Source organism: Bacillus infantis NRRL B-14911, from assembly GCF_000473245.1.
GTDB classification, from domain to species: Bacteria; Bacillota; Bacilli; order Bacillales; family Cytobacillaceae; genus Bacillus_AB; species Bacillus_AB infantis.
In genome coordinates this window covers 1189576-1215643 of sequence record NC_022524.1, presented here as the reverse complement: position 1 = coordinate 1215643, position 26068 = coordinate 1189576, and the positions used below count along the sequence as shown (strand labels likewise).

The 26068-nt window shown below is 47.5% G+C and carries 25 protein-coding genes and 2 riboswitches; of the genes, 11 read left to right on the top strand and 14 right to left on the bottom strand.

What is annotated here, in order from left to right:
• Nucleotides 1-71: 71 nt before the first annotated feature.
• Nucleotides 72-1835, bottom strand: coding sequence for a phosphomethylpyrimidine synthase ThiC (gene thiC, locus N288_RS06320; protein ID WP_022543563.1), 1764 nt, complete (start codon nucleotides 1833-1835; stop codon nucleotides 72-74).
• 52 nt (nucleotides 1836-1887) lie between these two features.
• Nucleotides 1888-1988: riboswitch (TPP riboswitch) on the bottom strand.
• A 218-nt stretch (nucleotides 1989-2206) separates the two neighbouring features.
• A riboswitch (TPP riboswitch) is annotated at nucleotides 2207-2322 on the bottom strand.
• 179 nt (nucleotides 2323-2501) lie between these two features.
• Between thiC and N288_RS06315 the strand changes: the two genes are divergently transcribed.
• The gene (locus tag N288_RS06315) at nucleotides 2502-3134 is read left to right on the top strand and encodes a LysE family transporter (RefSeq protein ID WP_009793928.1); all 633 of its coding nucleotides are present in this window, start codon (nucleotides 2502-2504) and stop codon (nucleotides 3132-3134) included.
• 272 nt (nucleotides 3135-3406) lie between these two features.
• Here N288_RS06315 and N288_RS06310 read toward each other — a convergent pair whose 3' ends face one another.
• Both N288_RS06310 and N288_RS06305 read right to left on the bottom strand, forming a co-directional pair.
• Nucleotides 3407-4660, bottom strand: coding sequence for an ABC transporter permease (locus N288_RS06310; RefSeq protein WP_009793929.1), 1254 nt, complete (start codon nucleotides 4658-4660; stop codon nucleotides 3407-3409).
• Nucleotides 4653-5552: an ABC transporter ATP-binding protein gene (locus N288_RS06305; protein ID WP_009793930.1), complete on the bottom strand. Its 900-nt coding sequence runs from the start codon at nucleotides 5550-5552 to the stop codon at nucleotides 4653-4655. The genes N288_RS06310 and N288_RS06305 overlap by 8 nt, the downstream gene beginning before the upstream one ends.
• A 140-nt stretch (nucleotides 5553-5692) precedes the next feature.
• On the opposite strand from N288_RS06305, the gene N288_RS06300 reads away from it, so the two are divergent.
• Complete coding sequence (locus tag N288_RS06300; protein ID WP_009793931.1) at nucleotides 5693-5878, top strand: YhzD family protein; 186 nt, start codon at nucleotides 5693-5695, stop codon at nucleotides 5876-5878.
• A gap of 157 nt (nucleotides 5879-6035) precedes the next feature.
• On the opposite strand, the gene N288_RS06295 is transcribed toward N288_RS06300, so the two are convergent.
• The 6 genes from N288_RS06295 to N288_RS06270 form a co-directional block, all read right to left on the bottom strand.
• Nucleotides 6036-6827: an enoyl-CoA hydratase gene (locus N288_RS06295; RefSeq protein ID WP_022543562.1), complete on the bottom strand. Its 792-nt coding sequence runs from the start codon at nucleotides 6825-6827 to the stop codon at nucleotides 6036-6038.
• Nucleotides 6828-6966: 139 nt separating this feature from the next.
• The gene (locus N288_RS06290) at nucleotides 6967-8580 is read right to left on the bottom strand and encodes a long-chain fatty acid--CoA ligase (RefSeq protein WP_009793933.1); all 1614 of its coding nucleotides are present in this window, start codon (nucleotides 8578-8580) and stop codon (nucleotides 6967-6969) included.
• Nucleotides 8581-8752: 172 nt separating this feature from the next.
• Nucleotides 8753-10138 carry a protoporphyrinogen oxidase gene (locus tag N288_RS06285; RefSeq protein WP_022543560.1) on the bottom strand — a complete coding sequence of 462 codons (1386 nt, stop codon included), beginning with the start codon at nucleotides 10136-10138 and terminating at the stop codon, nucleotides 8753-8755.
• 283 nt (nucleotides 10139-10421) lie between these two features.
• Entirely contained in the window at nucleotides 10422-11927 is a 1506-nt protein-coding gene (locus tag N288_RS06280; protein ID WP_022543559.1) for a coproporphyrinogen III oxidase, read from the bottom strand.
• Nucleotides 11928-12084: 157 nt separating this feature from the next.
• Nucleotides 12085-12951, bottom strand: a complete 867-nt coding sequence (locus tag N288_RS06275) for a Cof-type HAD-IIB family hydrolase (protein WP_009795165.1) — start codon at nucleotides 12949-12951, stop codon at nucleotides 12085-12087.
• Between the two features lie 118 nt (nucleotides 12952-13069).
• Nucleotides 13070-13984, bottom strand: a complete 915-nt coding sequence (locus N288_RS06270; RefSeq protein WP_009795164.1) for a TIGR01777 family oxidoreductase — start codon at nucleotides 13982-13984, stop codon at nucleotides 13070-13072.
• A gap of 170 nt (nucleotides 13985-14154) precedes the next feature.
• Between N288_RS06270 and N288_RS06265 the strand changes: the two genes are divergently transcribed.
• Nucleotides 14155-14358, top strand: coding sequence for an alpha/beta-type small acid-soluble spore protein (locus N288_RS06265; RefSeq protein WP_009795163.1), 204 nt, complete (start codon nucleotides 14155-14157; stop codon nucleotides 14356-14358).
• 34 nt (nucleotides 14359-14392) lie between these two features.
• Here the strand turns inward: N288_RS06265 and N288_RS06260 are convergent, their stop codons facing one another.
• From N288_RS06260 to N288_RS06250, 3 genes are all read right to left on the bottom strand, one after another.
• The gene (locus tag N288_RS06260; protein WP_009795162.1) at nucleotides 14393-14914 is read right to left on the bottom strand and encodes a D-glycero-alpha-D-manno-heptose-1,7-bisphosphate 7-phosphatase; all 522 of its coding nucleotides are present in this window, start codon (nucleotides 14912-14914) and stop codon (nucleotides 14393-14395) included.
• 730 nt (nucleotides 14915-15644) lie between these two features.
• Entirely contained in the window at nucleotides 15645-16001 is a 357-nt protein-coding gene (locus N288_RS06255; protein WP_009795160.1) for a YlbF family regulator, read from the bottom strand.
• An 88-nt stretch (nucleotides 16002-16089) separates the two neighbouring features.
• A complete protein-coding gene (locus N288_RS06250) occupies nucleotides 16090-17226 on the bottom strand; it encodes a DUF445 domain-containing protein (RefSeq protein WP_035403132.1) in 1137 nt (378 codons plus the stop codon).
• A 284-nt stretch (nucleotides 17227-17510) separates the two neighbouring features.
• Between N288_RS06250 and N288_RS06245 the strand changes: the two genes are divergently transcribed.
• The 6 genes from N288_RS06245 to N288_RS06220 all read left to right on the top strand — a co-directional run bounded on the left by N288_RS06245 (nucleotide 17511) and on the right by N288_RS06220 (nucleotide 23028).
• Nucleotides 17511-18878, top strand: coding sequence for a YheC/YheD family endospore coat-associated protein (locus N288_RS06245; RefSeq protein ID WP_157638555.1), 1368 nt, complete (start codon nucleotides 17511-17513; stop codon nucleotides 18876-18878).
• 12 nt (nucleotides 18879-18890) lie between these two features.
• Nucleotides 18891-19994, top strand: coding sequence for a YheC/YheD family endospore coat-associated protein (locus N288_RS06240; protein WP_022543557.1), 1104 nt, complete (start codon nucleotides 18891-18893; stop codon nucleotides 19992-19994).
• Nucleotides 19972-21339, top strand: a complete 1368-nt coding sequence (locus N288_RS06235; RefSeq protein ID WP_009795156.1) for a YheC/YheD family endospore coat-associated protein — start codon at nucleotides 19972-19974, stop codon at nucleotides 21337-21339. The genes N288_RS06240 and N288_RS06235 overlap by 23 nt, the downstream gene beginning before the upstream one ends.
• Nucleotides 21336-22454, top strand: a complete 1119-nt coding sequence (locus N288_RS06230) for a YheC/YheD family protein (protein WP_009795155.1) — start codon at nucleotides 21336-21338, stop codon at nucleotides 22452-22454. The genes N288_RS06235 and N288_RS06230 overlap by 4 nt, the downstream gene beginning before the upstream one ends.
• An 84-nt stretch (nucleotides 22455-22538) precedes the next feature.
• Entirely contained in the window at nucleotides 22539-22754 is a 216-nt protein-coding gene (locus tag N288_RS06225) for a YheE family protein (protein WP_009795154.1), read from the top strand.
• Between the two features lie 70 nt (nucleotides 22755-22824).
• Nucleotides 22825-23028: a hypothetical protein gene (locus N288_RS06220; protein ID WP_009795153.1), complete on the top strand. Its 204-nt coding sequence runs from the start codon at nucleotides 22825-22827 to the stop codon at nucleotides 23026-23028.
• A 40-nt stretch (nucleotides 23029-23068) separates the two neighbouring features.
• On the opposite strand, the gene N288_RS06215 is transcribed toward N288_RS06220, so the two are convergent.
• Nucleotides 23069-23329 carry a metal-sensitive transcriptional regulator gene (locus tag N288_RS06215; RefSeq protein WP_009795152.1) on the bottom strand — a complete coding sequence of 87 codons (261 nt, stop codon included), beginning with the start codon at nucleotides 23327-23329 and terminating at the stop codon, nucleotides 23069-23071.
• Between the two features lie 205 nt (nucleotides 23330-23534).
• Between N288_RS06215 and N288_RS06210 the strand changes: the two genes are divergently transcribed.
• Together N288_RS06210 and N288_RS06205 are read left to right on the top strand one after the other, a co-directional pair.
• Nucleotides 23535-24431, top strand: a complete 897-nt coding sequence (locus N288_RS06210; RefSeq protein WP_009795151.1) for a PucR family transcriptional regulator — start codon at nucleotides 23535-23537, stop codon at nucleotides 24429-24431.
• Nucleotides 24432-24552: 121 nt separating this feature from the next.
• A complete protein-coding gene (locus tag N288_RS06205) occupies nucleotides 24553-25662 on the top strand; it encodes an ABC transporter ATP-binding protein (protein WP_009795150.1) in 1110 nt (369 codons plus the stop codon).
• Between the two features lie 20 nt (nucleotides 25663-25682).
• Here the strand turns inward: N288_RS06205 and N288_RS06200 are convergent, their stop codons facing one another.
• The gene (locus N288_RS06200; RefSeq protein WP_009795149.1) at nucleotides 25683-25940 is read right to left on the bottom strand and encodes a hypothetical protein; all 258 of its coding nucleotides are present in this window, start codon (nucleotides 25938-25940) and stop codon (nucleotides 25683-25685) included.
• Between the last annotated feature and the right edge of the window lie 128 nt (nucleotides 25941-26068).

Genomic DNA, 26068 nt, shown 5'->3' with positions numbered 1-26068 from the left:
GCCCCCGGATCTTTTGCTGCATATTGAGGATCTGCTCTTCCATTTTCCAAACTTCAGTATTTCTTCTATGTTCAATAGATGGATGAGCCACGGCTGGCAAACTCCCCGGCTTTTTGCTCCATTGTATCCTCAATTGCCTCTGAAACGGTTTTCCCCTGACCTTTGGCCATCTGGCGGATATCCTTGGAAATGCGCATAGAACAAAATTTAGGGCCGCACATAGAACAGAAATGGGCGGTTTTTGCCCCCTCGGCCGGCAGGGTTTCATCATGGTATGCCCGCGCCCGTTCAGGATCCAGGGATAAATTGAACTGGTCGTTCCACCTGAAATCGAACCTGGCCTTTGACAATGCATCGTCCCGAACCTGGGCACCGGGATGGCCTTTGGCTAGATCTGCGGCATGAGCTGCAATTTTATAAGCAATGACCCCTTCCCTGACATCGTTTTTATCCGGAAGCCCAAGATGCTCCTTTGGCGTTACATAGCAAAGCATACTAGTGCCAAACCATCCGATCATCGCTGCTCCTATTGCGGATGTAATATGATCATATCCCGGGGCTATATCTGTCGTCAGTGGGCCAAGCGTATAAAATGGCGCCTCCTTGCAAATTTCCATCTGCTTATCTACATTTTCTTTGATCTTATGCATCGGAACATGCCCCGGCCCCTCGATCATCACCTGGACATCATGCTTCCAGGCTATTTCAGTTAACTCTCCGAGCGTTTCTAGCTCCGCAAATTGAGCCTCATCATTCGCATCTGCTATAGAACCCGGACGCAGCCCATCTCCGAGAGAGATGGAAATATCGTAAGCTTTTAAAATTTCACAGATTTCCTCAAAATGCGTATACAGGAAATTCTCTTTATGATGCTGGAGGCACCATTGGGCCATGATCGACCCTCCCCTGGATACAATACCTGTCGTCCTTTCGGCAGTCAGCTGAATATAGCGGAGCAGCACCCCTGCATGGATTGTAAAATAATCCACTCCCTGTTCAGCCTGCTCTATCAAGGTATCCCTGTATATGTCCCAGGTCAGATCCCCGGCAATCCCCTTCACCTTTTCAAGTGCCTGATAAATCGGTACAGTCCCAACAGGAACTGGAGAATTGCGGATGACCCATTCACGGGTTTCATGGATGTTCTTCCCGGTCGAAAGATCCATAATCGTATCTGCCCCCCAGTGCACTGCCCAGGTCATTTTTTCCACTTCTTCCGCGATGGAGGAAGAAACAGCCGAATTGCCGATATTCGCATTGACCTTCACATGAAAATGGCGGCCGATGATCATCGGTTCCGCCTCCGGGTGATTGATATTGGCAGGAATGATCGCCCTTCCGCTTGCCACCTCGCTCCTGACGAATTCAGGATCCAGATTTTCCCTGATGGCGATGAACTCCATTTCAGGTGTAATGATCCCTTTCCGGGCATAATGCAGCTGAGTCACATTCCTGCCCTCTTTTGCCTTGAGAGGGAAGGGGGCTTTATTCGGGAAAATGTCTGCATAAGAAACTTCGGTCCCGGCCCGAAGCCCGTTATCCTCCGGCTTCTGCACTCTGCCTTGATAAGCTTCCGCATCCTTCCGCTCCTCAATCCAGCCTTCCCTTACCCGGGGCAAACCTTTCGTTATATCTATCTCAAAATCAGGATCAGAATAAGGGCCGCTCGTGTCATATACACAAACAGGCGGATTGTCCTCTGTTCCAATAGCAGTCCTCGAGCTTTCCTGGATTATTTCCCTGACCGGGACCTTTATATCGTCCCTGATGCCGTTTACATATACTTTCCGGCTTCCTGAAAAAAACAGTCTATTCATTTGATATAAATCTTTCATACTTCTTCCTCCTCCATCTTTGTGCCTCAGGGCAGTTTTTTACGGAGGAAGCAGGCCATGCCGGCTGCTTCCCTACGCTGACATTAATCAGATCAGGTTCCAAGGGTTTAGGATTTTCCTTTCTCAGCCTGTAAAGCTCCCCCAGCAGTGAATAAAATCTAATAGAAACTTTCTTGCATTTTTCAAAATAAAAACATCAAGTTATCTGCACACTATTTTTTCATGCGTTTATTTTTTCACAGCAAAAACCCCCCTTGCATATTGCACCGGGGGCATGCCAGGCCAAAAAATGGCATACAGCTGCCGCATCTTTCTTCTGCAGAAGCTAAAAAGCGGACTCCTGCAAAAGGAGTCCGCGTATGTATGACAAATAAAAGCCATCTACACTTCCCTCCGCTGGTACGAACCAGATCAGGTATAAAAGGGTCAAAGACTAAAAACGGGTCTTACTCTCAGCCGGCCTCTACCGGCACCCCCAGTGCCAAAATATGCTATTTTCATAAGCTACTATACCATATGCCGACCAGGAAGAGAACAGACTAATTTCATATTATTCCAAAAACACAAAGCTGGAGATTTTAAGATTTGCGGTCCTACCCTCTGTGTTTGCTGCATAAAATTGTACTAGTCCTTCCGGGCTAATCCTTGAATAGGCGAGTGATATCATTGAGCATTGGAATATACATCAGCTATATCGTTTTAGGACTTTCACTGGCGGCGCCGATCGGCCCTGTCAATGCTGTCAGGCTGGAAAAGGGGCTGAAAAACGGATTTTGGCACGCATGGATTGTCGGCGCGGGATCGATGATCGCTGACGGGGTTTATATGCTGATCGTCTATCTCGGACTCGTGCAATTCCTTGACTCCCCTATGATTCAAACCTTCCTGTGGCTGTTCGGCGGTTTTATTCTTCTTTATTCCGGAATCGAAGGCATGATGAATGCCAATAAAATATCTGTCACTTACATACGGAGCAAAGAATCGCTGTTCAAATGCTTTTTCACCGGATTCATCATGTCGGTTTCAAGCCCGCTGTCGATTTTGTTTTGGCTGGGGATTTACGGATCGGTTTTGGCCAAAACTGCGTCCTCCTTTGGGACAGGCCAGCTTCTTGTCTACAGCCTCATGATTTTTATCGGACTGGGCCTTTGGGACATTTTTGTGGCAGGCCTGACGAGCGGATTCAGGCGGTTCCTGACCTCAAAAGCGATCATCATCATCAGCATGCTTTCCGGACTGTCGCTTATTCTTTTCGGAATCTATTTTGGATATCAGGGGATTGCTTCTTTGTTTGGATAAAAAAACAGACAAACCTGATATAAATCGGGTTTGTCTGCAGTCATTATTTTTTAGAACATTGGAACAGCGGCATTAAGTATTTAAGCCTGTTGATTGGAGTGCAAGGCACGCAGACTCCTGCGGGAGATAGCGGCAAGGCTGAGACCCCGCAAGAGCTTGCTCTGAGGAGGCTCAGCGTCGCCCCGCGGAAAGCGGAGTGCCTGGAACGCAAATCAACAGCCCCATTTATAGGCGGAAATTATTCATTAAGCTTGCCAGGGCTGATTGACCGCCTATTTATTTTTAGACAGCTGCAAAGCTTTTTTTATATCCTTGAAGGAATTGGATTTTCCGTACATGAGCACTCCGCCCTTGTATACCCTTGCTCCAAATATTGAGAGCAGCAGGATGGACACAACCAGGATCCCAATCCCCGCTATCGGCTCCCAGACCGGCAGGGTGAGCATTCCTACTCTCATGAACATCAGCATCGGGGTAAAGAACGGGATATAGGAGCTGATGGTCACAAATGCTTTTTCCGGCTGTGACAGCCCGATGATCGCGATCATAAAGCCGGCTACAACGAGCATGGTCATCGGCATGATCATCTGCTGGACATCCTCGATCCTGCTGACAAGCGAGCCCAGGAAAGCTGCAAGTGTGGCATACAGGAGATAGCCGAGAATAAAGAACACTACAGCATACATGATAGTGGCTGCCGGAATATCGCCGAATCCGAAGAATTCAAAGAAGCCTCCCTGCATCGACTCAAGATTCCGCTTGACGAAAAAGTAGCCTACCAGCAGCAGCACCGACAGCTGCGTCAGGCTAAGCAAGGCGATCCCGAGAATTTTGGCGAACATCTGCTTGATGGGTGAAACGCTTGAAATCAGGATTTCCATCACACGCGAAGATTTTTCCGTAGCTACTTCCATCGCAATCATGCTTGAATACATGATGACAGCAAAATAGATGATGAACAGCAGCACATAAACAAGGCCCCTTGCCTGTGTCAGCTCTTCTTCTGTTTTGGCATTCTCCTCCAGCGCATCCCTTTGGAACTGGACAGGCTCATAGAGACTGGCAAGCTCAGCATCAGAAAGATTGATTTTTGAGGCTGCGATCCCGGTCTTTACCTGCTGAAGGGCTCCCTCCAACTCACCTGATACCGATGTATCCGCCAGGCTGAGGGATTTGTATTCGGCAGCAGGAAGCTCTTCGGAATCGGCTGAGAGAGTAAGCAGCCCTGCATAATCGCCATCCTTCACTTTTGCCTCGCCATCGTCTGCCGAACCGCTGAACTCTTCAAGCTTCAGGGTGCTGCCTGCTGTATTCAGCTGCTGCTGGAGAGGATTCAGGAGATTGCCTGTTTCATCGATTACAGCCACCTTTACCTCATCATCTCCACTGTCGAACGTTTCAATGATCTGCTGCATATTTGTAAGGCCGATGATCAGCAGCAGCGTGACAATCGTTGTAATAATGAATGATTTCGTCTTCAGTTTGCTCCAGTATGTGTGGAATAGGATAATCCAGAAATTATTCATAAGAAGCACCCACCTTTTCTATGAAAATATCGTTCAGCGAAGGCTCCTCAAGAACAAACTTCCTGACAAATCCCCTGCCGGCAATTTCTTTTAAAATTGCCTCCGCAGCCTTTTCCCCTTCAATCTGCAGATGCACGCCCTCCGCAGTCTGCTTTACCTTTTCCACTCCAGGGAATCCGCTTAAGAAATCCAGTTTGAAGTCCGCATGGATCACAAGGTTCTTCCGCCCGAACGCCCTTTTAATTTCCTTAAGTGCTCCGTGGACAACAGGGCGTCCCTTATGCATGATGCATAAATGCTCGCACATTTCCTCCACATGCTCCATCCGGTGGCTGGAAAACACAATGGTCGTGCCTTTCTCCTTTAGTTCAAGCACAGCGCTTTTCAATAGCTCGACATTTACCGGATCCAATCCGCTGAAAGGCTCATCAAGGATTAATAGCTTGGGTTTATGTATAACGCTGGCAATAAACTGGATCTTCTGCTGATTCCCCTTGGAAAGTTCCTCCACCTTTTTGTTTGCGTATTCCGGCACCTTGAACCTATTAAGCCAATAGTCCAGCTCTTTCAGAATATCCGGCTTCTTCATCCCTCTCAGCCTTGCCAGGTATACAACCTGATCCCTGACCTTCAGCTTCGGATAAAGGCCGCGCTCTTCCGGGAGATAGCCTATGATTGGGCTTGTCGAGTAATCAATTGTGTTCCCGTCCCAGGAAATGCGCCCGCTTGTCGGCTCCAGCAGGCCGAGCACCATCCGGAATGTTGTTGTTTTACCTGCACCATTTGCCCCCAGAAATCCGAACATTTCCTTTTCCGGGATGGTCAGGGACAGATCATCCACCGCCGTGAACTTTCCAAATCTTTTTGTCACATGTTCAAGCTCAAGTACCATCGTAACTCCTCCTTCTCTATACCTTATACGATTCAGCCTTAAAAAAGGTTCAAAATACAGGAAAAATCTCTTTGCAGAAAAACAGAAATTATGCAAGAATAATAGTAACTATCAGAATTTTTAATAAAAGGAGAAGACATATGAAAACCTATAAACTCACAGCCTTCGAAAATGATGGAGAAAAAATCCTTGATGAAAGCTTCCAGGCCGGCAGCGACGACGAAGCGAAAGAAATCGGCGGAAACCTCCTAAACGAAAAAGGACTCAGCGGCAAAACCCACCGCTGCACCTCCCCGCTTGGGAAACTGTTATTATTTCATCCATAGGAAGCGGAAGGTACTTGACCAGGTTAAGGAACCCAGGCTAAAGGCGCCTGCGGCACATCAAAATAATAAGAGCCGGACGAAAGGAGCATCCCCTTTTGTCCGGCTCTTATTTTTAGGAACCTGAACAGTTTTATTAATTCCAGAATCAGACTGCAGCTTATTTTCCTTTAAATACCGGCTTTCTTTTTTCTATGAAAGCTTTAATGCCTTCCTGATGATCTTCTGTGCTGCGCATTTTGTATTGTCCATGTTTTTCAAGCTCAAGCATTTTAAGAAGCTGCGGCCGATTTTTTTCTGCGAGGATCTTTTTGGTCTTGATCATGGCAGACACGGGCTTTGAAAGCCAATTTTCAATTTTTGCGTTAAGGGCTTCTTCAATATTGCCAACAGCAATTTCATGGATGAGGCCATTCTGAAAGGCCTCTTCGGCCGGCATTGCTTTTCCTTCCCAGATCAGATGCTTTGCTTTATCCTCACCAAGCTTGCGCTCAAGGAAGAAATGCGAGCCTCCATCAGGAATCAGCCCGATGCCGATAAAGTTCATGGCAAGCTTGCTTGATTTGTCGGCCAATATATAGTCTGTAGCCAGCGCCAGGCTGAATCCAAGCCCGGCGGCTGCCCCAGTCACAGAGCTGATTGTCAGCTTCGGCATGGTATAGAGTGTGATGACAAGATCGCTGATGCAGTCCATCACTGTGTAGAAATCGCTTTCATTTGTGGACGAAAGCATCGTTTTAATATCGCCGCCGGAGGAAAAGGCTCTTCCGCTTCCTTTAAGCACGACGATGTCGACATTTTCATCTGTACTGATCTGCTTCAGGTTTGCAGCCAGTCCTCTGATCATTTCCTCATCCAGTGCGTTCAGGGATTCCGGCCTGTTCATCTCAACCACTGCCACCCTGTTTTTGATGGATACCTTCACAGTTTCTGTATTGCATTCTATTGCCATATCCGCAGCCTCCTTGGTCATAGTTATCTCTATTATAAAGATAGGCGGAACCATTATAAAGTTTTTATCGAATAATTTGAAATATTGTCATATTTAGCCGTAAGAAAAGGCAGAGGTGGTTCACTCTGCCTTGCTTCCTCTAATTTGCGGCCAGCTGCTGCTGGACTTGATCCCGCAGGGCCATTTTAAGGAATTTTCCTACAGACGTTTTCGGGATTTCCTCCATGAATAAGATTTCATCAGGCAGCCACCATTTTGCAAACTGAGGCTGAAGGAAATCATAGAGCTCCTGTTTATCCAAACCTTTATGGCTGTCTTTCAGCACCACACAGGCCACAGGCCGTTCCTGCCATTGTTCATGCGGGACTGCTACAACAGCCGCTTCAAAAACGGCTTCGTGTGCCATCAAAGCATTTTCAAGATCAACCGAGCTGATCCATTCACCGCCGCTTTTGATCAGGTCCTTTGTCCTGTCGACGATCTTCATAAAGCCTTCTTCATCAAGGGTGACCACGTCCCCTGTATAAAGCCAGCCATCCTTGAAGGCTTCGTCAGTCCGGTCATCTTTATAATATTCCGAGGCAATCCACGGTCCGCGGATCGCAAGCTCCCCCATTTCCTTGCCGTCCCATTTGACCTCACCGTCTTTTCCGACTGCCTTCATTTCCAGGCCTGGCACAAGGATTCCCTGCTTCGCTTTGATATCGAGCTTTTCTTCAACAGACAATTCCTCCTGATAGCTTTTTAAGGTCGAAATGACTACTAGCGGGCTTGTTTCTGTCATCCCATATGCATGCATGAACGGAATCTTATGCTTTTGCTCAAATGCTTTAATCATCCCTTTCGGCGCTGCAGACCCTCCGCAAAGGATAGATCTGAGGCTTGACATGTCATATTCATTCTCATCAAGCTCCTTCAGCAGTCCAAGCCAGATGGTCGGCACACCGGCTGTGATGGTTACTTTTTCACTTTGTACCAGTTCTGCCAAAAGCTTTGGCGTAAAATATGGTCCAGGCATGACAAGCGAGGTTCCGAACCACACGGCCGCGAACGGAAGTCCCCATGCATTGACATGGAACATCGGCACAACAGGCATGGCAATATCCTTCTCGCTTACTGCTGCACTGTCTGCCATCCCTAATGCCATGCTATGCAGGACAATGCCCCTGTGGGAATAGATGACCCCTTTCGGATTACCGGTCGTCGCAGAGGTATAGCACATTCCGGCCGGGCTGTTCTCATCAAGGTCATCAGGATACTCATAATCGCTTCTGCCTGTTTCAAGAAACTCTTCGTAATGATAAACCGGGGAAAGCGTGGTTTCCGGCAGCTGGCCTTCATCCCCCATGATGATATAGGCCTTCACCGTAGACAGCTCCTGCTGGCATTTCTCGATGAGCGGGACAATATCAGGATCTATCAGTAATACTTTGTCTTCTGCATGATTGATAATATAGGAAATATGCTGTGGGGAGAGTCTGATATTGATGGTATGCAGCACAGCGCCGCTGCAGGGAATAGCAAAATAGGCCTCTAGATGCCGGTGGTGGTTCCAGGCCAGGGTACCGACCTTATCGCCCCTTTCCACCCCGATTGATTCAAGGGCTGCTGCCAGCTTCTTTGTCCTTTCGGCGATTTGCCTGTAAGTGAAACGGTGAAAGCCTGAGCCTGTTCTAGATACTACTTCTTTCTTCGGAAAATACTTTTCTGCTCTTTTAATCATTTGCGTCATCGTTAAAGGCGTCTGCATCATCAATATAATCTACCTCCCCATAGTAAACGCTTACATAATTATTTAAAGCTTATGATTCCTTCTGCCTATAACATTCTCTATACTTCCTGAATCTCCTTTATTTTAACAGAAATTTCTGTCATCTAACACTAAAATTCAGGCGGCCTCCTTATGGAAAGCCGCCTCTCTCTTACTATATTTTTTCCGCAATCATTTCAGCGGTTTTCTGGCCGTTGGCGATGCAGGCAGCAATGCCTACACCATAATAAGAACAGCCGGCGATTAGGACATTAGGATAATGTTCTGTCAGGCTGTCAGTCAGCGATTCCACAGCTTCCCCATGCTTGAGCGAATAGTTCGGCATTAGATTATTCCAGCGTGTCACTTCCACCATGGCCGGCTGTGCAGAAATACCGAGGCTCTTTTTCACATCATTCAATGCTTCTTCTACAAACCCGTCCCTGTCCAGCCCGTTCAGGTATGCATAATTTGGATTGGAGCTTTTGTAGAAAAGCCGGAGCAGAAGCTGGTGCCTCTCTGAAGTGTGACTCCACTTTCGGCTCGTCCATGTGCAGGCATTGCACTTAAGATCGCTTCCTTCAGAAACAATGAAGCCTGTGCCATCTGCGGGCAGCTCGCTGTCAGGGATATCGAAACCAAGATAGATGCTTGTGAGAGAAGAGTTCTTCAGCTCGGCAAATGCAGGATCCAAGCGGTCATCCCGAAGCAGCTTTTCGGCTGCATCATGGGGAGTGCTCAGGATCACATAGTCTGCGGTAATGCTTTCCCTGTTGGAAAAAGCAATCGTGTATTGCCCGCCATGTTTCTCTATTTTTTCGACCGCCGCCCCTTTAAGAATTTCAGCTTCTGTCAATGCTTCCTCCAGCCTGTCGATGAGGGCAGATAGTCCGCCTTTAAAGGAAATGAACTTCTTGCTGCCGGAGGATTGAAACTTCTTTTTATTTTCGGACAGTCCGCGGATAATGCTGCCGTATTTATTTTTATATTCAAGCAGGTAAGGAAGCGTCGTGGCCATCGTCAGCTCGTTCAGCTTCCCTGAATAGACGCCTGACAGAACAGGAGAAACCTGGTATTCGACCAGCTCCCTGCCCAGAAAGCTTTCAAGGAAAAGGCCGATTGAGCTGTCCTTTGTGAATTCCTTATTTTTGCTGACAAGGTCCTTCAGGGCACGCACTTTTCCTTTAAAGGAAATCAGCGGGCTGCTGAATAATGACTGCACACTTGTCGGGATGCCGAAAACAGTGTCTTCGGGGATTTTCACCAGCCGGTTTTTCGAATATAGATAGGATGTGCCGGTTGCATTGTAGACCACTTCTTCATGCAGCTTCAGCTCGTCCAGCAACCGGAGGATGCTTTCATTTCGGGCAACAACCGAATCCGCCCCTGTTTCCATGATATATTCGCCTCTTTTTACAGTCGCAATCTTGCCTCCCAGTTCCCCGCCTTTTTCTGCGAGTATCAGGTTAAGCGGCAGGTTCTTTTCCCGCTTCAGCTTTTGCAGATAATACATGGCAGAAAGTCCGGTGATGCCTCCGCCGATTACCACTGCTGTCTTCATTATATTCACTCCTCAAACGGATCGATGATCTGGCGCCATATGCTTATTTTACTATAATTCAAATCAAGAATAAGCCTTGCCCAGGCTTGCTTTGTGTATAGATTGTGTCAATTGGAACGGCGCTTGGCGCAGCCAATAAAAAACGACTCTCAGAAGAGAATCGCCTTTTTCCATTATATGCTTTCCCTCTCTTTTTCACAAATATGCCGCAAGTTCAAAGGCATATAATCCAGGAGAACAAACAAATGACAGGAGCCGGGGCACCTGCCATTCAGTGTCCAGCTCAGGCTTGCTCCCTGCTGAACAGATCTTCAAGAATCTTGATTTTCTCTTCGGTATAATGCTTAAAGCTGTCATTATAGGATTTTGGATCCTTTGGATTAGCGAGCTGGGAGATCGTGCCTGTCACAGGGTGCACAAATTTGCTTGATGCCCCGCAGCCAAGACCGATGATCGTCTGCTGCTCTTCCATGATCATGATATTATAAAGGCTTTCCTGATTTTTCAGGGCATAGCCGACATTTTCAAGATTGCCAAGGATGTTTTTCTGACGGTACAGATAATACGGCGCATAGTCATGCTTTTCTGTCCATTCTTCTGCAAGATCCATCATCCGCACGATTTCATCTCTGTCTGCTACTTTATACCGCTGTTTATTCCGGGTCATTTCAGACGCCCTTTTAAATGAAAGCGTATGGACCGTCAAGGACTCCGGCATCAGCTTTTCTGTTTCATCCAGTGTGTGCTGGAACTCAGGGACTTCTTCGCCTGGAAGGCCGATGATCAGGTCCATATTGATATTGTTCATGCCCATGCCGCGGGCCAGGTGGAACTTATCAATCGTCTCTTCTACGGTATGATGGCGGCCGATCGCTTTAAGCGTTTCCTGGATGTAAGACTGAGGATTGATGCTGATACGGTCGATGTTCCACTTTTTCAGAACCTCAAGTTTTTCAGGGGTAATCGTATCCGGTCGGCCTGCTTCCACCGTGATTTCCCTGATATCTTTTACATCCGGGAAGGATTCGTACATCTCCTCATAAAGCATATCCATTTCCTCGGCAGTAATGCTTGTTGGTGTTCCTCCGCCGTAGTATACGGTCGTAATCTTGATCCCGTTTTCCTTCAGCCATTTGCCGACCTCGCGCATTTCATAATGGAGCCCGCCCAGGAAAGAATCGACAGAGCCCTGGCGGCCATTGATCGCATATGCCGGGAACGTGCAATATGCACATTTCGTTGGGCAGAAAGGAATGCCGATATAGATGCTTACTTCCTTCTTCAGCTCATATAAGTCAGGGATGACGGCCAGCTGGCGGTCCACGATCTTCTGCATCAGCTCGATCTTTTCATCGGTGATCAGATACTCCTCTTTCAGCTGGCGATGGGCTTCCGCCAGAGGTGTCCCCTTCTGGACATGGCGGTGCAGGAGCTTGGTGGGCCGTACACCTGTGAGAATTCCCCACTTCTGTGTGATGCCGGTATAATCCTGGAGCACCATCAAATACACGCGGGAAACAGCCTTGATCAGCTGTCTGAAATACTCTTTTTCCGTACTCCATCCCTCAAGCTCTTTCTCATAGGAAGCTTCTTCGCTATTTCCGCTTCGGTCACTCAGGACGGCCCGTACTTTCACCATTTCATCAACTTCCACTTTAAACGCAATATGGAGGTCCTCATCCCCAACCGGCTTCCTGCTCACTTCACATTCTTCGAAAAAGAGGTTTGCTATATTGCCCATCGGGCGGTCAAATCTCTCATGATCCAGCCCTTCTATATAAATACGCACATTCATCACCTTTTTTTTGTGGTCTAAAAGAATCTCAACATAAAAACAAAAACCTCCCATAAGTGTACAAAAAGGGGGAGGGGAGGTCAACAGGTTCAAATAGTGACAGGCACCTATACCAGCAGCCTTCACTGGTATAGGTGCCTGTCACCCTCTTTCATTTCAGCAGATTCATTTTTTTGAGGAATTCGATAGGGTGCTGTTTGCGGAAGTGTTCTTTTACCATATAGGCGACCCCGTTTTCATTATTGGATCTGGTCAGCCAGTCGGCCGCAAGCTTCAATTCTGCCGGGGCATTGCCCATGGCAACGCCGAGGCCTGCTGCCTTTACCATGTCCACATCGTCGATTCCATCGCCGATGACGACCATTTCGCTTAAGTCCACCCCAAGCTGGTTGCCGATATGGAGCAGGCCGCTCAGCTTGGAAATCCCTGCAGGGACGATATCGAGCCTCTGGTCGCTCAGCCTGACGGTGTCAGCCTCAGAATACATATTTGAGATTGCCTTTTGAGCGTCTTCAAGATCTTTCTTGGATTCAAAGAACACCTCGATTTTCGGAACCGAAGCCGGATCATCAAGAAGGATATCACTGACCGATTCAACAAACTGCTGTGAATAAAAGATGGGATCCCCGGCTGTGAATACGGTTTTCGCAAGTATATTATGGTTGAGCTTTGTTTTATTCGCGAGTGAGAATTGCTCATGCAGCAGCCTGATCTGGCAAGGGAATCCTTCAAGCAGCCTGACAATCTCATACGTAATCGTTTCCGGCATTTTTTTTGAAAAGATCGGCATTTTGACATTATTGCCGATGAATGCACCCCTGTGCGTTACCAGATAAGAATTGATCTTCAGTGCTTTTGCCACTTTTTTTGCAGAAGGAAAACTTCTTGACGTAACGAGCGTGACATAAATTCCTTTCTGCTGTACATAATCAATCGCTTCCCTTGTTGATCTGTGCAGTTTCCCATTGGACTGAAGCAGCGTGCCCTCTATGTTTAAAGCAAGAAGCTTATATATCATCCCATTGCCCCCTATTCTCGATGTAATTCTGTCCTTATTCACTTTTATGAAAAGGAGAGCAGGAATAGAACAGGGACAGGGAAAGAAATGTCCAGCCCCTCAAAGCGGGATTCCTCGCTTAAACCAGGTCTCGAAGTGCTTTTTCCAGATCGGTATATTGAAAGGCAAATCCATTGTCCAGCAGCCGTTTCGGCACACAATTCCTTCCGGTCAGGGCGAGTTCAGGCTCTGCCCGCATAAAGAGATAGGCGCCGGCCTTTACGAAAGGAGACGGAGCAGGGGGCGACCAGCCTTTGTTCAGAACCTTGCGGAGAGTTTGCATGAACTCTTTATTTCTCACTGGATGCGGCCCTGTGGCATTATACACCCCGCTGTACTCCGGGTCTTCGATCGCATTTAGAAACATAGAGTTCAAATCGTCTATATGAAGCCAGCTGATATACTGCCTCCCGGAGCCGATCGTGCCTCCAAGTCCCATCCGGGCAAGCTTTACCAATGGTTCCAGTGCGCCTCCATCCCTGCCAAGCGCAAACCCGATCCTCAAGAGAACCTGCCTTGTATGGGGAAGCCTGTCCCCCGAGAAAAACTCACCTTCCCAAAGCTTGCACACTTCCGGCGAAAAACCATCAGCAAGAGGCGACTCTTCATCACATACTTCCTCGGTATCCCCAAAAATGGCCAGTGAACCCGCCTGCACGAACACCGGCGGAGGCTGTTCTGCTTTCAAAACGGCTTCCTTCAGCACTCTCACAGAATCAAGCCTGGACTCAATGATCTCCCGTTTATTTTTTTCAGTATAAATGCAGTTGACGCTCTTTCCGGTAAAATTAACAACTGCACAGCTTCCGTCAATCCGGTCCACCCAGCGTGCATCCATATTTTTCCCATCCCAGCGGAAAAATTCCGCCCCGTCCTTAAAACCTTCTTTTCCCCTGGAAAGAACGGTGACTTCATAGCCGCGCCCAAGCAGAAAATTAGTCAGGCTTTCCCCAAGAAAACCGCTTCCCCCGGCCAGGATTACTCTTTTAGACATAATGGCAGCTCCTCCCTAAATCCACAAATATCAGTTAAGAAAAGTATAGCAGGAAACCCCCCGCCCTTTAAAGCCATTAATTACCAGAAACCTCTATGAATAATTGCTTTGCAAGAACTTAAACTATAAATGTTCCAAACAATAAAATTACACCAAGGAGATGACTCAACATGGCAAGAAGCAATAATTCCAATCAATTACTTGTACCAGGTTTTGAAGCAGCTGTTCAGCAAATGAAACAGGAAATCGCGTCTGAGTTCGGAGTAAACCTTGGAGCAGAAACAACTTCAAGAGCAAACGGCTCTGTCGGCGGAGAAATCACCAAGCGTCTTGTGCAGATGGCTGAACAGCAGCTTGGCGGCACAAGAAGATAAAATGTAAAAAGCCGCTTGCCCCTAAGCGGCTTTTCTACTGCATTTCAAGAATCGGCTTTGCTGCCTCCCATAAAGTATCTGCCTGGATATCTGCTTTGGTCGGGCCAGGACCGATGAAAGCCGTTTTGCACCCGGCCTTGATCCCTGCTTCGATATCACGCTCATGGTCTCCCACCATATAGCTTTCTGACAGATTGATATCATATCTTTCCGCCAGCTCCAGTATCATCCCCGCATTCGGCTTCCGGCACTCACAGCCTGCCTTTGGTTTATGCGGGCAATAAGCGACTTCTGTGATATGGCCGCCCTTTTCCCTGACAAGCTTCTGGAGCCGTTCATGGACTCTATGGAGATCTTTTTCCTTCATGAATCCCAGCCCGACGCCGCCCTGGTTGGTCACACCGAATACTTCATAGCCTGCTTCATTGAATAAAGCCACCGCCTCGGCAGCCCCCTCGAGCAAATACAGCTGCTCCGGTTTGTTGACAAACTTAACCCGGTGGGAAAGAACCTCATTCAATACACCATCCCTGTCCAGGAAAATAGCCTTCTTCATCTTGTCATCCCTCCTATCGTTTTCCTCTATTTATAATGTATCCGATGCTGAGGGAGATATAAACGCCGCTCGCCGGTAAAATTTAATTGTTGAAAAACAGATTCCAAAGTGCTGATATTGATATGATGAGCATGAGCAAAATGAATCCCTTAGCGCTGATCGGACTTAGGATTTATTATATCCTTCATGGAAAAAATCAGCAGACAAAGAAGAAATGCCATCAGAAGTGAACATTTCTATGTGATATTGAACAGGACCCCCGGCTGGAGGTCCTGTTTTTGTGTTTGCGGAAGGAATTTGGGCGTTTATTTGCGGGTTTTTTGGTTGATGTGCGCCCTTACGTGTTCATTCGCAGCTTCATTTTAAGGTTATTAGCAAGTTTTTCATTTTATTAGCAACTTTCAGCTTTTATTAGCAACTCTTTAAAAACCGGTCCGCTGCTCTTATTTGCGACTTTTCCGGTTTATTTGCGACTTTCCGATTTTATTTGCGAGTTTCTCAATATATTTGCGACTCAGCCAAACGCCACGTCCTGTCGCCACGTCCGCATGACCCCCAACCTGGGGGCCTCAAGACGATCCTGCCGAAAAGCGTTTTTGCCTTCTTGGCGGGATTGACTTGTGACCTCGAGGGGGTAGGCGCAGCTGCTAGACAGTTATCAGAAATTGAAAAGATAGACTTTCTTATCTATTGAAAAAGGAGCGCCATGGGCGCCCCTTTGAATATCAGCCTAGTTGTTTTCCATTGAGCCGTAAAGCTCTTCCAAAGGCTTCATGATGATTTGGTTAAGTTCAGTGATGGCCATGCTCATGCGCTGTTCTGCTTCCATCAGTTTAGAAATGGTTTCATGCTGCTGCACGAGTGCTACCGTTTTTTGGGCCTGCTCCACTTCTTCCTGAGAGATTTCCTGGCCGGACATCTGTTTCTGCTGAAGCTCCATTTGGATGTTGCGGAAGTTTTCGAACATGGTTCTTGCAGATTCATCAGAATTGACTTCATCATAGATTTTTTTCAAATTCGTATATTCATCGCTCTGACGAATTGCTTTCTCAAGTTCATACGCTGAATCGTGTAAGTTTACTGCCATTTTGCCTAACAACTCCTTTTCGGTTTGAACAATCCACTCCACTATAACAAACTATAAATCAGAATGCGAGGAAGCCACTTTATAGTCCTCAGATGAATAAAACCAGGAAGCCCTGCAGGAGACCGATTATTCCGCCAAGGAGCGCCCCAAGGTAAGTGATCATCTTCAGCTCTCTCCGGCTGATGGACAGCACCATCTCCTCCAGCCTTTCCACAGAGAAGCTTTCGACCTGCTGCTTGATGATGTCTGCAAGGTGCAGCCTTTCCATAATGATGTCCATCCTGTTTGAAAGCCACTCTCCGGCCATGCCTACCAATCCCGGCACAGCTTTCTCGACAAGCGTCTCTGTGAAAGGCTCTGCCAGCTTGCTGAGCGGGGTATCCATCAGATCATCTGCTTTGATGATTTTGCGCACATACAGCTTGATCGATTTTATGATATTTTTCCGTTCGAACTGTTCTTCGATTCTTGCCGCTTCCCAGTCAAGCACCTTCATCCATTCTTTTTGAAGAAGGGCTGCAATCATATCCTTTGTGCCTTCACTTCTTAGGAACTTAATGATTTCAGGCTGGATTTTGTCAGCAAGATTGACATTGCCCATAACCATTTGAAGCATATTTCCAAGCACCCCGCTCCGTCCCTTGACAAAATCATCAACAAGACGCTGGATTCTCATTTTTCCTTCAATGCTTGAAAAATAATCTTCACCCTTCTGTGCTATATAGTCACTGATAACAGGGATGCGGGATTCCGCCTTGGCTAGGAGCTCAGGGGCCAATACCTCTTTTATGGGCTTATGGCGGTATTTATCCATCAGCGTTTCGTATTTCTTTTCAATGAAAGCATCAAGCTGCTCTTCTGCCTTCGCTTTGCCATCTTCAAAACCGAGCTTGCCAAGGAGCTCAGCAGGCGTTTTCTCTGTATTCAAAAGACGGGCAATTTCCTTCTTCGCCAGATTTTCAGCTTCTTTCTGGAAATCGCCATTAACGAATTTCCTCTTGATGCTCTCTGGCGTCAGCAAGTGGTTTACAACTATTTTGCCCATCTGCTCTGCGAGTTCGCTTCTGCGTTTGGGAATCAATCCAGGGGTAAAGGGGATTTGGCGTTTACCAAGATACAGCGGCTTGTAGGGCCTAAAAAGCATCATGATGGCAAGTGAATTGGTAAGTCCTCCTATCACAGCCCCTATGACGACCATCAATAATATCGTTAATCCAGTTTGCATAAGTTTGTATTCAACTGCCTTCCTTCACGTTTTAAGATGTATTGAAAATGGCCGCAATAATCACATCTCTGCCCATTTTACATATGATAGCCTATCAGCAGCCGCCTAAAACAACATTCATCATACCATAAACCAGCCCGCCATTCCCGAATCAGAAATCCAAAAACAGGCCTACTCCTTATAATAGGCTAATTCCCCGGTTTTTTACAAATCCGAAGCGGGCGGGGTGCCTGCGGGAATGTTGGATGCCGGCGCTTTTAAAATTTTATAAATGGGGAATTTCCATGTCTTTGTCTTTTCTTACTATTACGTTTGTTCCTGGGAAAATGTTTCAGGATAAAGACGTGATTAAAGTCAGCCATTCCCTTTATCATTACTGGAGCCTTGATGCGGACCGGGATTTAACTTTAAAAATAGGCAAAAAGGAACGCCTGGTTGCGATAGAGCCTGCTTCCATTCCAAAAGATGAGATTCATATGGATTCAGGGCTGTTCAGTTATTTTCAGCTTGCGGAAGAAGACATCCGCCTGATTGTCCAGTATGCCGGAGGGGACAGACGGCTTGTCGCCGGCCCCATCATCGGCCTGATGACAGAGGCCAGTGAAGACCATGAAGAAGTCAGCTTCCGGTCTGTCCATTCCTTTTGCGGAGAACTGCAGGCTGGAATAGAGGAATTTGGCGGCATATTTTATGTGTTTCATATAAAAGACTTTCGAGAAAGCGGCCTTTCCGGCTATTGCTGGCGGGATGGCCGCTGGGTGAAGGAGCAGGTCCCCTTCCCCACAGTGATTTATAATCGAATCCATTCCCGGAAGCTTGAGTCCGGCAAGTATTTCGGGAATTTTAAATATAAATTGCAGGAGCTGGGCATCCCGATGTTCAATGACTGCTTTCTTTCAAAAGATCTGGTCTATGATATCCTCGCCGGGGAGGAGCATATGAAGCCATACCTCCCCGAGACCCGCCTGCTTGGCGCCCGGACACTGGAGAATATGCTCAGCCGCTATCATGAAGTTTTTATCAAGCCGGTGAACGGGAGCCAGGGCAGGAACATTGTCCGGCTCTCCCTGGCTGAGAATAAGCTATCTGCATCGTTCTCTTCTGCCGGCGCGAAAGATGCAGGAAAATCCTTTCCAGACTGTGCTGCTTTCTTCAAATGGTTTGAACCCCAGCTCAGGACGAGGATGTATCTGGTCCAGGAACCGATCCAGCTGGCGAGCCTGAATGGGAGGCAGCTGGATTTTCGTGTTTTATGCCATAAAGGCCCGCAGAACAGCTGGCGTGCCACTTCTGCGGTTGCAAGGATTTCCGCTGAGCAGCAATTCGTCAGCAATATTGCCCGGGGCGGAGAAACAATGAAACCGGTCAAAGCCCTTACCCTTATAGCAGACAAGGCCACTGCCGTTCAGCAGGCAGCATTAATGAAGGAATTAGCTGTTGAAGCGGCAGGGATCATCAGTAATGCTTCAGAAGGGATTGTAGGGGAGCTTGGCATGGATCTTGGCATTGACCGGCAAGGAAAGCTTTGGATCATTGAAGCCAATTCCAAGCCCTCCAAGAATTTCGAGGAAGCCGACCAAAGAATCAGGCCTTCAGCCAAGGCACTTATAGAATATTTTATTTGGCTGTCCTTTCAGGCAGCCAAAAGCTGAGGAGGAAAAAAGATGCGCTCATTGGGATTCATGTCCCTTCGCTCAACAAGCGAAAAAGCTTATGCAACCGAAATTGCCAAAAGGGCCCGGAGCTGCGGGATCGAATGCTTCCGTTTTATCCCCTCAGCGATCGATCCGAGAACAGAGCTCATTTCAGGCGAAAAATACGACCCTGATAAAGAAGACTGGGAAACAGCATCTTTTCCCCTGCCGGATGTGCTGTATGACCGGTGCTTTTACGGAAATGATCCGCATTCCCGGCAATGCCGTTCAATCGTCCATTACTTAAAAAACCGCAGTGATATCCTGTTTCTTGGCCACGGGCTGCCCAATAAATTGGAACTGTACAAAATCCTTGCCCAGTCGACGCTGGCCCCATATATCCCCAAAAGCATACATGCCCAGTCCGCCGGCCAGGTCCTTCAGCCATCATCCCTGGTCAGCCCAATGATCTTAAAGCCTGCCAATGGTTCGCAGGGAGCGGGCATTTATTATCTTGAGATGCAGAAGGATGGCCTTCTCGTCAAAACCGATACAACAGAAAAGCAGATTTCCCGCCTATTCGCTGATCAGAAGAAGGCTGCCGTGTGGCTTGGACAGCTTCTGTCCGGAAACAGCTATCTGCTTCAGCCCTATCTGCCGCTCTCAAACGAGGACAATCAGCCGTTTGATATCAGGATCCTTCTGCAGAAAAATGAAGCTGGAAAGTGGCGTGAAATGGGCAGGGGTGTAAGGGTCGGGAGGGAAAATGGAATCATCTCCAATTTAAGTGCAGGATCAGCAGTCTCCTCTTTTGAGACATGGCTGGAAAAAAGCAGCGTCAGTTCAAGCCGCTTTCTGCGCGCAGAATTGAGCGAGATATCCAAAGCGCTGCCTGAAATCCTTGAGGATGCTCTCCCTCCCCTTTTTGAAATTGGTTTGGATATTGGAATCGCCAGGGATGGGGCCATCTGGATCCTCGATGTCAATTCCAAGCCGGGCCGGAAGGTCATCCTCGAAACAGATCCAGATAAAAAAGAAGCCCTGTACAGAGCCCCGCTTTTATATGGAAAGCTTTTAACATCTGCCGGGCAGGCTGAGAGGAGGAAAAACAGTGAGAAAACAGTATCCCATTGAAATCAAGGAAGGAAGAGAGAATACAGTCTGGTGCCCGCGTGAGGTGATTGAACAACAGTCCCTTGAAAAAATTGCCTTCGGCGCCTGCACAGAGGAGGCGGAATTTCTCCCGACTCCCGGCGATAAATATATTGTAAGCATCAGCAGCGATCTCGCAGCCAAATTGAAGCTGCCCGATCTCGGCATCCCGCTGCATTTATTTTCAGAAGGAGAGACACTTTTCATCGGACCGCTGGTCGGCATATTCACATCAGGGTTCACCCCCTTTCCGCTCAGGCCGATCGGAGAAAGGACAATATTTTTTTCCAAGCTCCTTTCCGTCAATAAAGCCGTCGGCGCATTGCCGTTCTTATTTGGCGAGCAGCATATCGACTGGGATGCAGGCACAATCAAAGGCCATATCTATCATAAAGAAGGATGGGCAACTGTTGAGCTTCCTTTCCCAAATGTCGTGTATGACCGGCTGCCCAACAGGAAATCCGAAAGGCTGGCAGAACTGAAGCGAATCAAAGACCGGCTGCAAAAGGACTACCTGATCCCCTGGTATAACCCCGGCTTTTTCAATAAGCTTGACGTATTCGAGCGGCTTCAGCAGGAGGAAGCGGCAGTTCCCTATCTGCCGGAAACCCATGCCTTCTCTTCCTTTTCTGTGATTGAACGGATGCTGGGCGACTATGGCCATGTCTATATCAAACCGGCAAACGGAAGCCTTGGCCTCGGGATCCGCCAGGTGATCTATGACCGGGAGGAAGGCTTTTATTATTGCCGTTACCGGGACAATGAAGACGAAAACAGGCTGAGAAAATTCCATACCCTGGAATCGCTCATGCACCATGTTTTCCGGCGCAGCAATCTGAACAGCATGATTGTCCAGCAGGGCATCCATCTGCTTCGGCATGAGCAGCGCTCGATCGATTTCCGTGTCCATACAAATAAAGATGAAAGCGGAGAGTGGAAGGTAACAGCCATTGCCGCAAAAGTGGCGGGTCTTGGCAGTGTAACGACACATGTCAAAAACGGCGGGGAAATTAAAACCCTTTCTGAGGTCTGCACAAGCCGCATGATGGAGCAGGAGTTTACAGAAAAGCTGTCAAAGGCTGCTCTGGGACTCAGCAGGGTGCTTGAGACGCAGCTTGAAGGAATTATTGCCGAAATCGGCTTTGATCTCGGAATTGACCGAAAAGGGAATGTGTGGCTGTTTGAAGCCAACTCCAAGCCGGGCAGGAGTATCTTCAAGCATCCGGAGCTGAAGGAATTTGATTATTTAACAAGAAAAATGTCCCTTGATTTTGCCGTGTTTTTAACAGAACAGGCGATATCCCGCCCTGAGGAAATCTTTAAATGACAGCCCCGTTAAGCCAGGAACTTAAACGGTGGCTAAGCTCCCCTGAAGGAGGAGAAAGAACCGCCTTCCAGCTGAAGAGGCCGGAATCGGGCGGGCCCATTGCCGGGATCCTTGCCAGCAGAAAATCGGAAAGCACACTGGCAGGCAACAGCCGGCTATTCAAGGACATACAAAGAGAGATGCTGTCACGCGGCGGCATCTCAGTTGTATTTGCACCGGAAGATATATCAGGTGATGGAGCCGAAGGAATCGTCTACCTGCCTGGCCAGGATGCATGGTCCCTTGTGTCTGCCCCCCTTCCTGATATCATCTACAACCGCATCCCTTTCAGAAAGAGTGAACAGACCGGGAGCTTCCGCAAAGCTGCTGCCTTTTTCCAGGCTAAGAAGATCCCTTTCTTTAATCCATGTTTTCTAGAAAAATTCGAATGCTATTCAAAATTAAAACAAGAACCTGGATTAACAGGCTTTTTGCCGGATACCATCCTTATTGGCAGCGGCCGGGAGCTGGAGTCATTCCTTATGAAGCATAATGATATTTATATTAAGCCAAACAGCAGCTTTAAGGGAAAGGGGATTATAAGAGCCGGAATGGATCATGACGGAATGGTCCTGGCGAAGGACTTGAACGGACAGACCCGGCATTCTGACTTCGGACATTTTTGGGAAGATTGGAGATCTGTCTTTGAGGAACAGGCATTTATTGCACAAGAGGCCGTTTATGCTGCCACAGCGGACGGGCAGCGGAATGATTTCCGGATACTCGCCCATGGCCAGGCAGGCAAGTATGAGGTGACAGGCATAGGCATACGGCAGGCTGCAGTGGAAGATATAACGACTCATATCCCCAATGGCGGCAGGCTGATTCCTTATAATGATTACCGCACACCAGCACATGATGAATTCATTAAGAAGGCAGTCCAATTGGCTGGTAAATCCCTGTCCCGCGAAATGGGATGGTTCGGGGAATTCTCCATGGACGCAGGCTATGACGGCAATGGACGCTATGTTATTTATGAAATCAATTCCAAACCGATGAAGTTTGATGAAGAGAATATTGAAACTGAAAGGATCAGAAGGCTTGCTGACATACTATTTGATAAGGCGGTCTATTGAAACGGGCATCCTGGCAGGTGCCCTTTACTTTTTCGTTGGGGTACGGACAGAAAACGATTACAATGGAGGAAGAGGAGGAATGATATGCTAACACATTTTCAATATCAGCCGCTTTATGAAAACAACCAGATGCCCGGCTGGCGTATTTCCTTTTATTTTAAAAATAAAAAGTACAACGGCATTTACAACCCCGACGGCAGCATTGAATGGACGGGCGCCGCTCCCCCTTCAGACGAGGAGGACCGCCTTAAATCGGGCATCCATGAATTGATGCTCTTTCATGTGTATGACAGCCGCTGAGGAAGAATCCTGTGCATAATCAGCTCTCTTGATGGAAAAGTAATAATACTTAGCCATGGAGGTCTGTACCATGAAAAAAAATGATCCAGAATCAAAGAAATCTGCGCCTGATGCTCTTTTTGAATGCAGGGAGGATACATACCAGGATGTTGAGCGCATGATAGGCGAAGGGCTCTCAGGGGGATCTGTACATGAAGGCAGAAGCTCCGCCAATATTGAAGAGGCACGTCCCCTGGTACGCGAGGAGCCGCCGGCAAGGACCACATCCAAATAAGGCAAAAAAACCGCAGACCTTTTGTCTGCGGTTTTTTTGATTATCTGCTTTTTACAATCATATTGACTGCTTCCTGGATGGCTTCTTCTGCATTTCTGCCCTCTTCATTGGCTTCTCTTATGCAGCTTTCTAGATTTTTGGCGACAATATACCCCATCGCCCGGTCAACGGCGGATCTTACGGCAGAAAGCTGGGTTACCACATCTTTGCAGTGCTTCTCTTCCTCCATCATCCGGATGACTCCGCGGACCTGTCCCTCCAGGCGCTTCAGGCGATTCTTCATTTCCTGTGAATATTCCATCTATTTTTCACCCCTTAATTGCGGACAAACTGATTAATGCTATATTACCATATGCAGCGGCAGACTGATGGCTGCTGATGCCTTATTCCTGCTATAATTAAGACAGCTGGATATCAGCAGAAATCTTTAACACAGCCACCAAAATAAAGGTTTGAATAAAATATTATCTCTTTTGACGAATAAAAGAAAGTATGGAGAATGATCTATGTTTACTAAATTGCATGCTTTATACCGGAATTCCAGGCTTCAGCAGGAAGAACCAGACTTTTTCTTTTTTCATGATTTTTATTGGTTCACAGACAATGATGAAACTCAATGGTTCGGAGTGCCTGCAAAAGATATTTCCGAAGAAGAATTAAGGCTCCTCCGCACTCTTTTTCATTCTGCACGCCTTCCCGGCAGGCTGGATCAGCACTCAAAAGGATGGCATGACTGGCTGTTCCGCAGCGGCCCCCTGCCCGTGGCTGAACCGGCGCGCTGCAGAATCGCCCAAATCGAATTGAGCGGCAGCGAGTTTGAGCAGGAAGATGCCGAAACGGCGCTGCGGGCCTTTTTGTCAGAGGATATTATTCTCCTGTGGGAAAAGAAAACCCGCTGCTATCTTGTTATTCCGGAAGGTAACGATGTTGGCGAAGATGAATTCCGATCCATCATCCAGGCGTTCGAAACCGATTTTTACGTAAAAATGTATGTATACCTGGGCAAGTTTTTTCCCGCAGGCGATCAACTGCGGGGCGGCTTTGAAGAGGAGAAGGATTTCTTCGGCAGAGCCCTCAGGCTGATGCCCCATGAAAGAGTCCTAACCTTTGAAAAGGCATTCCCGTCCTGCCTGGTTGCTGAAATGAAGCCAAGCCTCCGCGAGAGCCTTGACACCCAGCTTCTTGGACCGGCTGCAGAGGATTCGGAACTGCTGGCCACAATCAAAGCTTTTCTTGAGAACGGATCCAACGCAACCCTGTCGGCAAAAAAACTGTACATCCACAGAAATACCCTGCAATACAGATTGGATAAATTCTCGGAAAAAACAGGAGTAAACCTGAAGGATTTCAATAATGCTGTAACCGTTTACCTTGCCTGTCTGTTAAAGGATCAGCAGCATTAAGACCGGACTGTACAATGTGACTAAAAAGCCTGCCCATCTTTTGTGCACACCTCCTAATGCTGATTTCTGAAATTTCCTTTATTATTAGAAGCAGAAGGAAAACAACCGGGGAGGAATTAGGATGGCAGAATTAAAACTGGATAATATATATAAAATTTATGATAACAAAGTGACAGCAGTGGATAACTTCAATCTTCATATCCAGGACAAGGAATTCATCGTTTTTGTCGGCCCTTCAGGCTGCGGTAAATCGACAACACTGCGAATGATTGCAGGACTTGAAGAAATTTCACAGGGGGATTTCTCAATTGACGGCAAACGCGTCAATGATGTGCCTCCAAAAGACCGCGATATCGCGATGGTTTTCCAGAACTATGCCCTTTACCCGCATATGACGGTTTATGATAATATGGCTTTTGGACTGAAGCTCCGCAAATTTCCAAAAGATGAAATTGCCCGCCGTGTAAACGAAGCTGCCAAGATCCTTGGACTTGAGCCTTATCTGGACCGTAAGCCAAAAGCATTGTCCGGCGGTCAGCGCCAGCGTGTTGCACTTGGCCGCGCCATCGTCCGCGATGCCAAAGTCTTCCTGATGGATGAGCCGCTTTCCAACCTGGATGCCAAGCTCCGCGTTCAGATGCGTGCGGAAATTGCCAAGCTTCACCAGCGCCTGCAGACGACAACGATTTATGTAACACATGACCAGACAGAAGCCATGACAATGGCTACACGCCTTGTGGTCATGAAAGACGGAGTCATCCAGCAGGTTGGAGCTCCAAAAGAAGTTTACGAAAAACCTGAAAATGTATTTGTCGGCGGATTCATCGGATCTCCTGCCATGAACTTCTTCAACGGCAAGCTCCAGGATGGAAAGCTGGTCCTCGGTGATACATCTGTAGCCGTTCCAGAAGGAAAAATGAAAGTTCTCCGCGACCAGGGATATGTCGGCAAAGACATCATTTTCGGAATCCGTCCTGAGGATATCCACGATGAGCCTGTATTCATCGATGCTTCCCAGGGATCCAAAATCTCTGCCAAAATCGATGTATCCGAGCTTACTGGTGCAGAAACCATGATTTACTCCAGCATCAATGGCCAGGACTTTGTCGCCCGTGTTGATTCACGGACAGACATCATGCCTGGACAGCAGGTGGACCTGGCGTTCGACATGAATAAAGCCCACTTCTTCGATGCTGAAACAGAAGACCGCATCCGCTCAAAGAATGAATAATAGAAAAAAACTCCGTCTAATCAGACGGAGTTTTCTTTTTCTTTCACAAATGCCACCTCATCGTCTCCGCAGTGCGGACATGAAAGCAGATGGGGGCATTCTTTATTTTTATAATCATCAGGATACCCATCCTCGAGTTTCAACTGGTCAGCTGGCATATAGGCGCTGTAATCATCATAAAAATCCATGATTTTCCCGCTGTCTTCCATTCCGTTACCGCATTTCGGGCAGCTTTTGCTGATATTTTCAAGCCCGTTGCATGCCGGGCATACTGACATGGCTGCTCCTCCTTCCTATTCCATCAGTCTAATATCATTAGTCTGCATCCTTTTCCGCTATGTATGTAGAATAGCCTTTTCAGAGTCATAAGAAACCATTCAAAAAAGGAAATAATTGCATCATTTCC

Coding starts and splice junctions, on each gene's coding strand:
- thiC (WP_022543563.1), bottom strand. CDS start 1,835: ATGAAAGATTTATATCAAATGAATAGACTGTTTTTTTCAGGAAGCCGG.
- N288_RS06310 (WP_009793929.1), bottom strand. CDS start 4,660: ATGAATAATTTCTGGATTATCCTATTCCACACATACTGGAGCAAACTG.
- N288_RS06305 (WP_009793930.1), bottom strand. CDS start 5,552: ATGGTACTTGAGCTTGAACATGTGACAAAAAGATTTGGAAAGTTCACG.
- N288_RS06300 (WP_009793931.1), top strand. CDS start 5,693: ATGAAAACCTATAAACTCACAGCCTTCGAAAATGATGGAGAAAAAATC.
- N288_RS06295 (WP_022543562.1), bottom strand. CDS start 6,827: ATGGCAATAGAATGCAATACAGAAACTGTGAAGGTATCCATCAAAAAC.
- N288_RS06290 (WP_009793933.1), bottom strand. CDS start 8,580: ATGATGCAGACGCCTTTAACGATGACGCAAATGATTAAAAGAGCAGAA.
- N288_RS06285 (WP_022543560.1), bottom strand. CDS start 10,138: ATGAAGACAGCAGTGGTAATCGGCGGAGGCATCACCGGACTTTCTGCC.
- N288_RS06275 (WP_009795165.1), bottom strand. CDS start 12,951: ATGATATATAAGCTTCTTGCTTTAAACATAGAGGGCACGCTGCTTCAG.
- N288_RS06270 (WP_009795164.1), bottom strand. CDS start 13,984: ATGTCTAAAAGAGTAATCCTGGCCGGGGGAAGCGGTTTTCTTGGGGAA.
- N288_RS06265 (WP_009795163.1), top strand. CDS start 14,155: ATGGCAAGAAGCAATAATTCCAATCAATTACTTGTACCAGGTTTTGAA.
- N288_RS06260 (WP_009795162.1), bottom strand. CDS start 14,914: ATGAAGAAGGCTATTTTCCTGGACAGGGATGGTGTATTGAATGAGGTT.
- N288_RS06255 (WP_009795160.1), bottom strand. CDS start 16,001: ATGGCAGTAAACTTACACGATTCAGCGTATGAACTTGAGAAAGCAATT.
- N288_RS06250 (WP_035403132.1), bottom strand. CDS start 17,226: ATGCAAACTGGATTAACGATATTATTGATGGTCGTCATAGGGGCTGTG.
- N288_RS06245 (WP_157638555.1), top strand. CDS start 17,511: ATGTCTTTGTCTTTTCTTACTATTACGTTTGTTCCTGGGAAAATGTTT.
- N288_RS06240 (WP_022543557.1), top strand. CDS start 18,891: ATGCGCTCATTGGGATTCATGTCCCTTCGCTCAACAAGCGAAAAAGCT.
- N288_RS06230 (WP_009795155.1), top strand. CDS start 21,336: ATGACAGCCCCGTTAAGCCAGGAACTTAAACGGTGGCTAAGCTCCCCT.
- N288_RS06225 (WP_009795154.1), top strand. CDS start 22,539: ATGCTAACACATTTTCAATATCAGCCGCTTTATGAAAACAACCAGATG.
- N288_RS06220 (WP_009795153.1), top strand. CDS start 22,825: ATGAAAAAAAATGATCCAGAATCAAAGAAATCTGCGCCTGATGCTCTT.
- N288_RS06215 (WP_009795152.1), bottom strand. CDS start 23,329: ATGGAATATTCACAGGAAATGAAGAATCGCCTGAAGCGCCTGGAGGGA.
- N288_RS06210 (WP_009795151.1), top strand. CDS start 23,535: ATGTTTACTAAATTGCATGCTTTATACCGGAATTCCAGGCTTCAGCAG.
- N288_RS06205 (WP_009795150.1), top strand. CDS start 24,553: ATGGCAGAATTAAAACTGGATAATATATATAAAATTTATGATAACAAA.
- N288_RS06200 (WP_009795149.1), bottom strand. CDS start 25,940: ATGTCAGTATGCCCGGCATGCAACGGGCTTGAAAATATCAGCAAAAGC.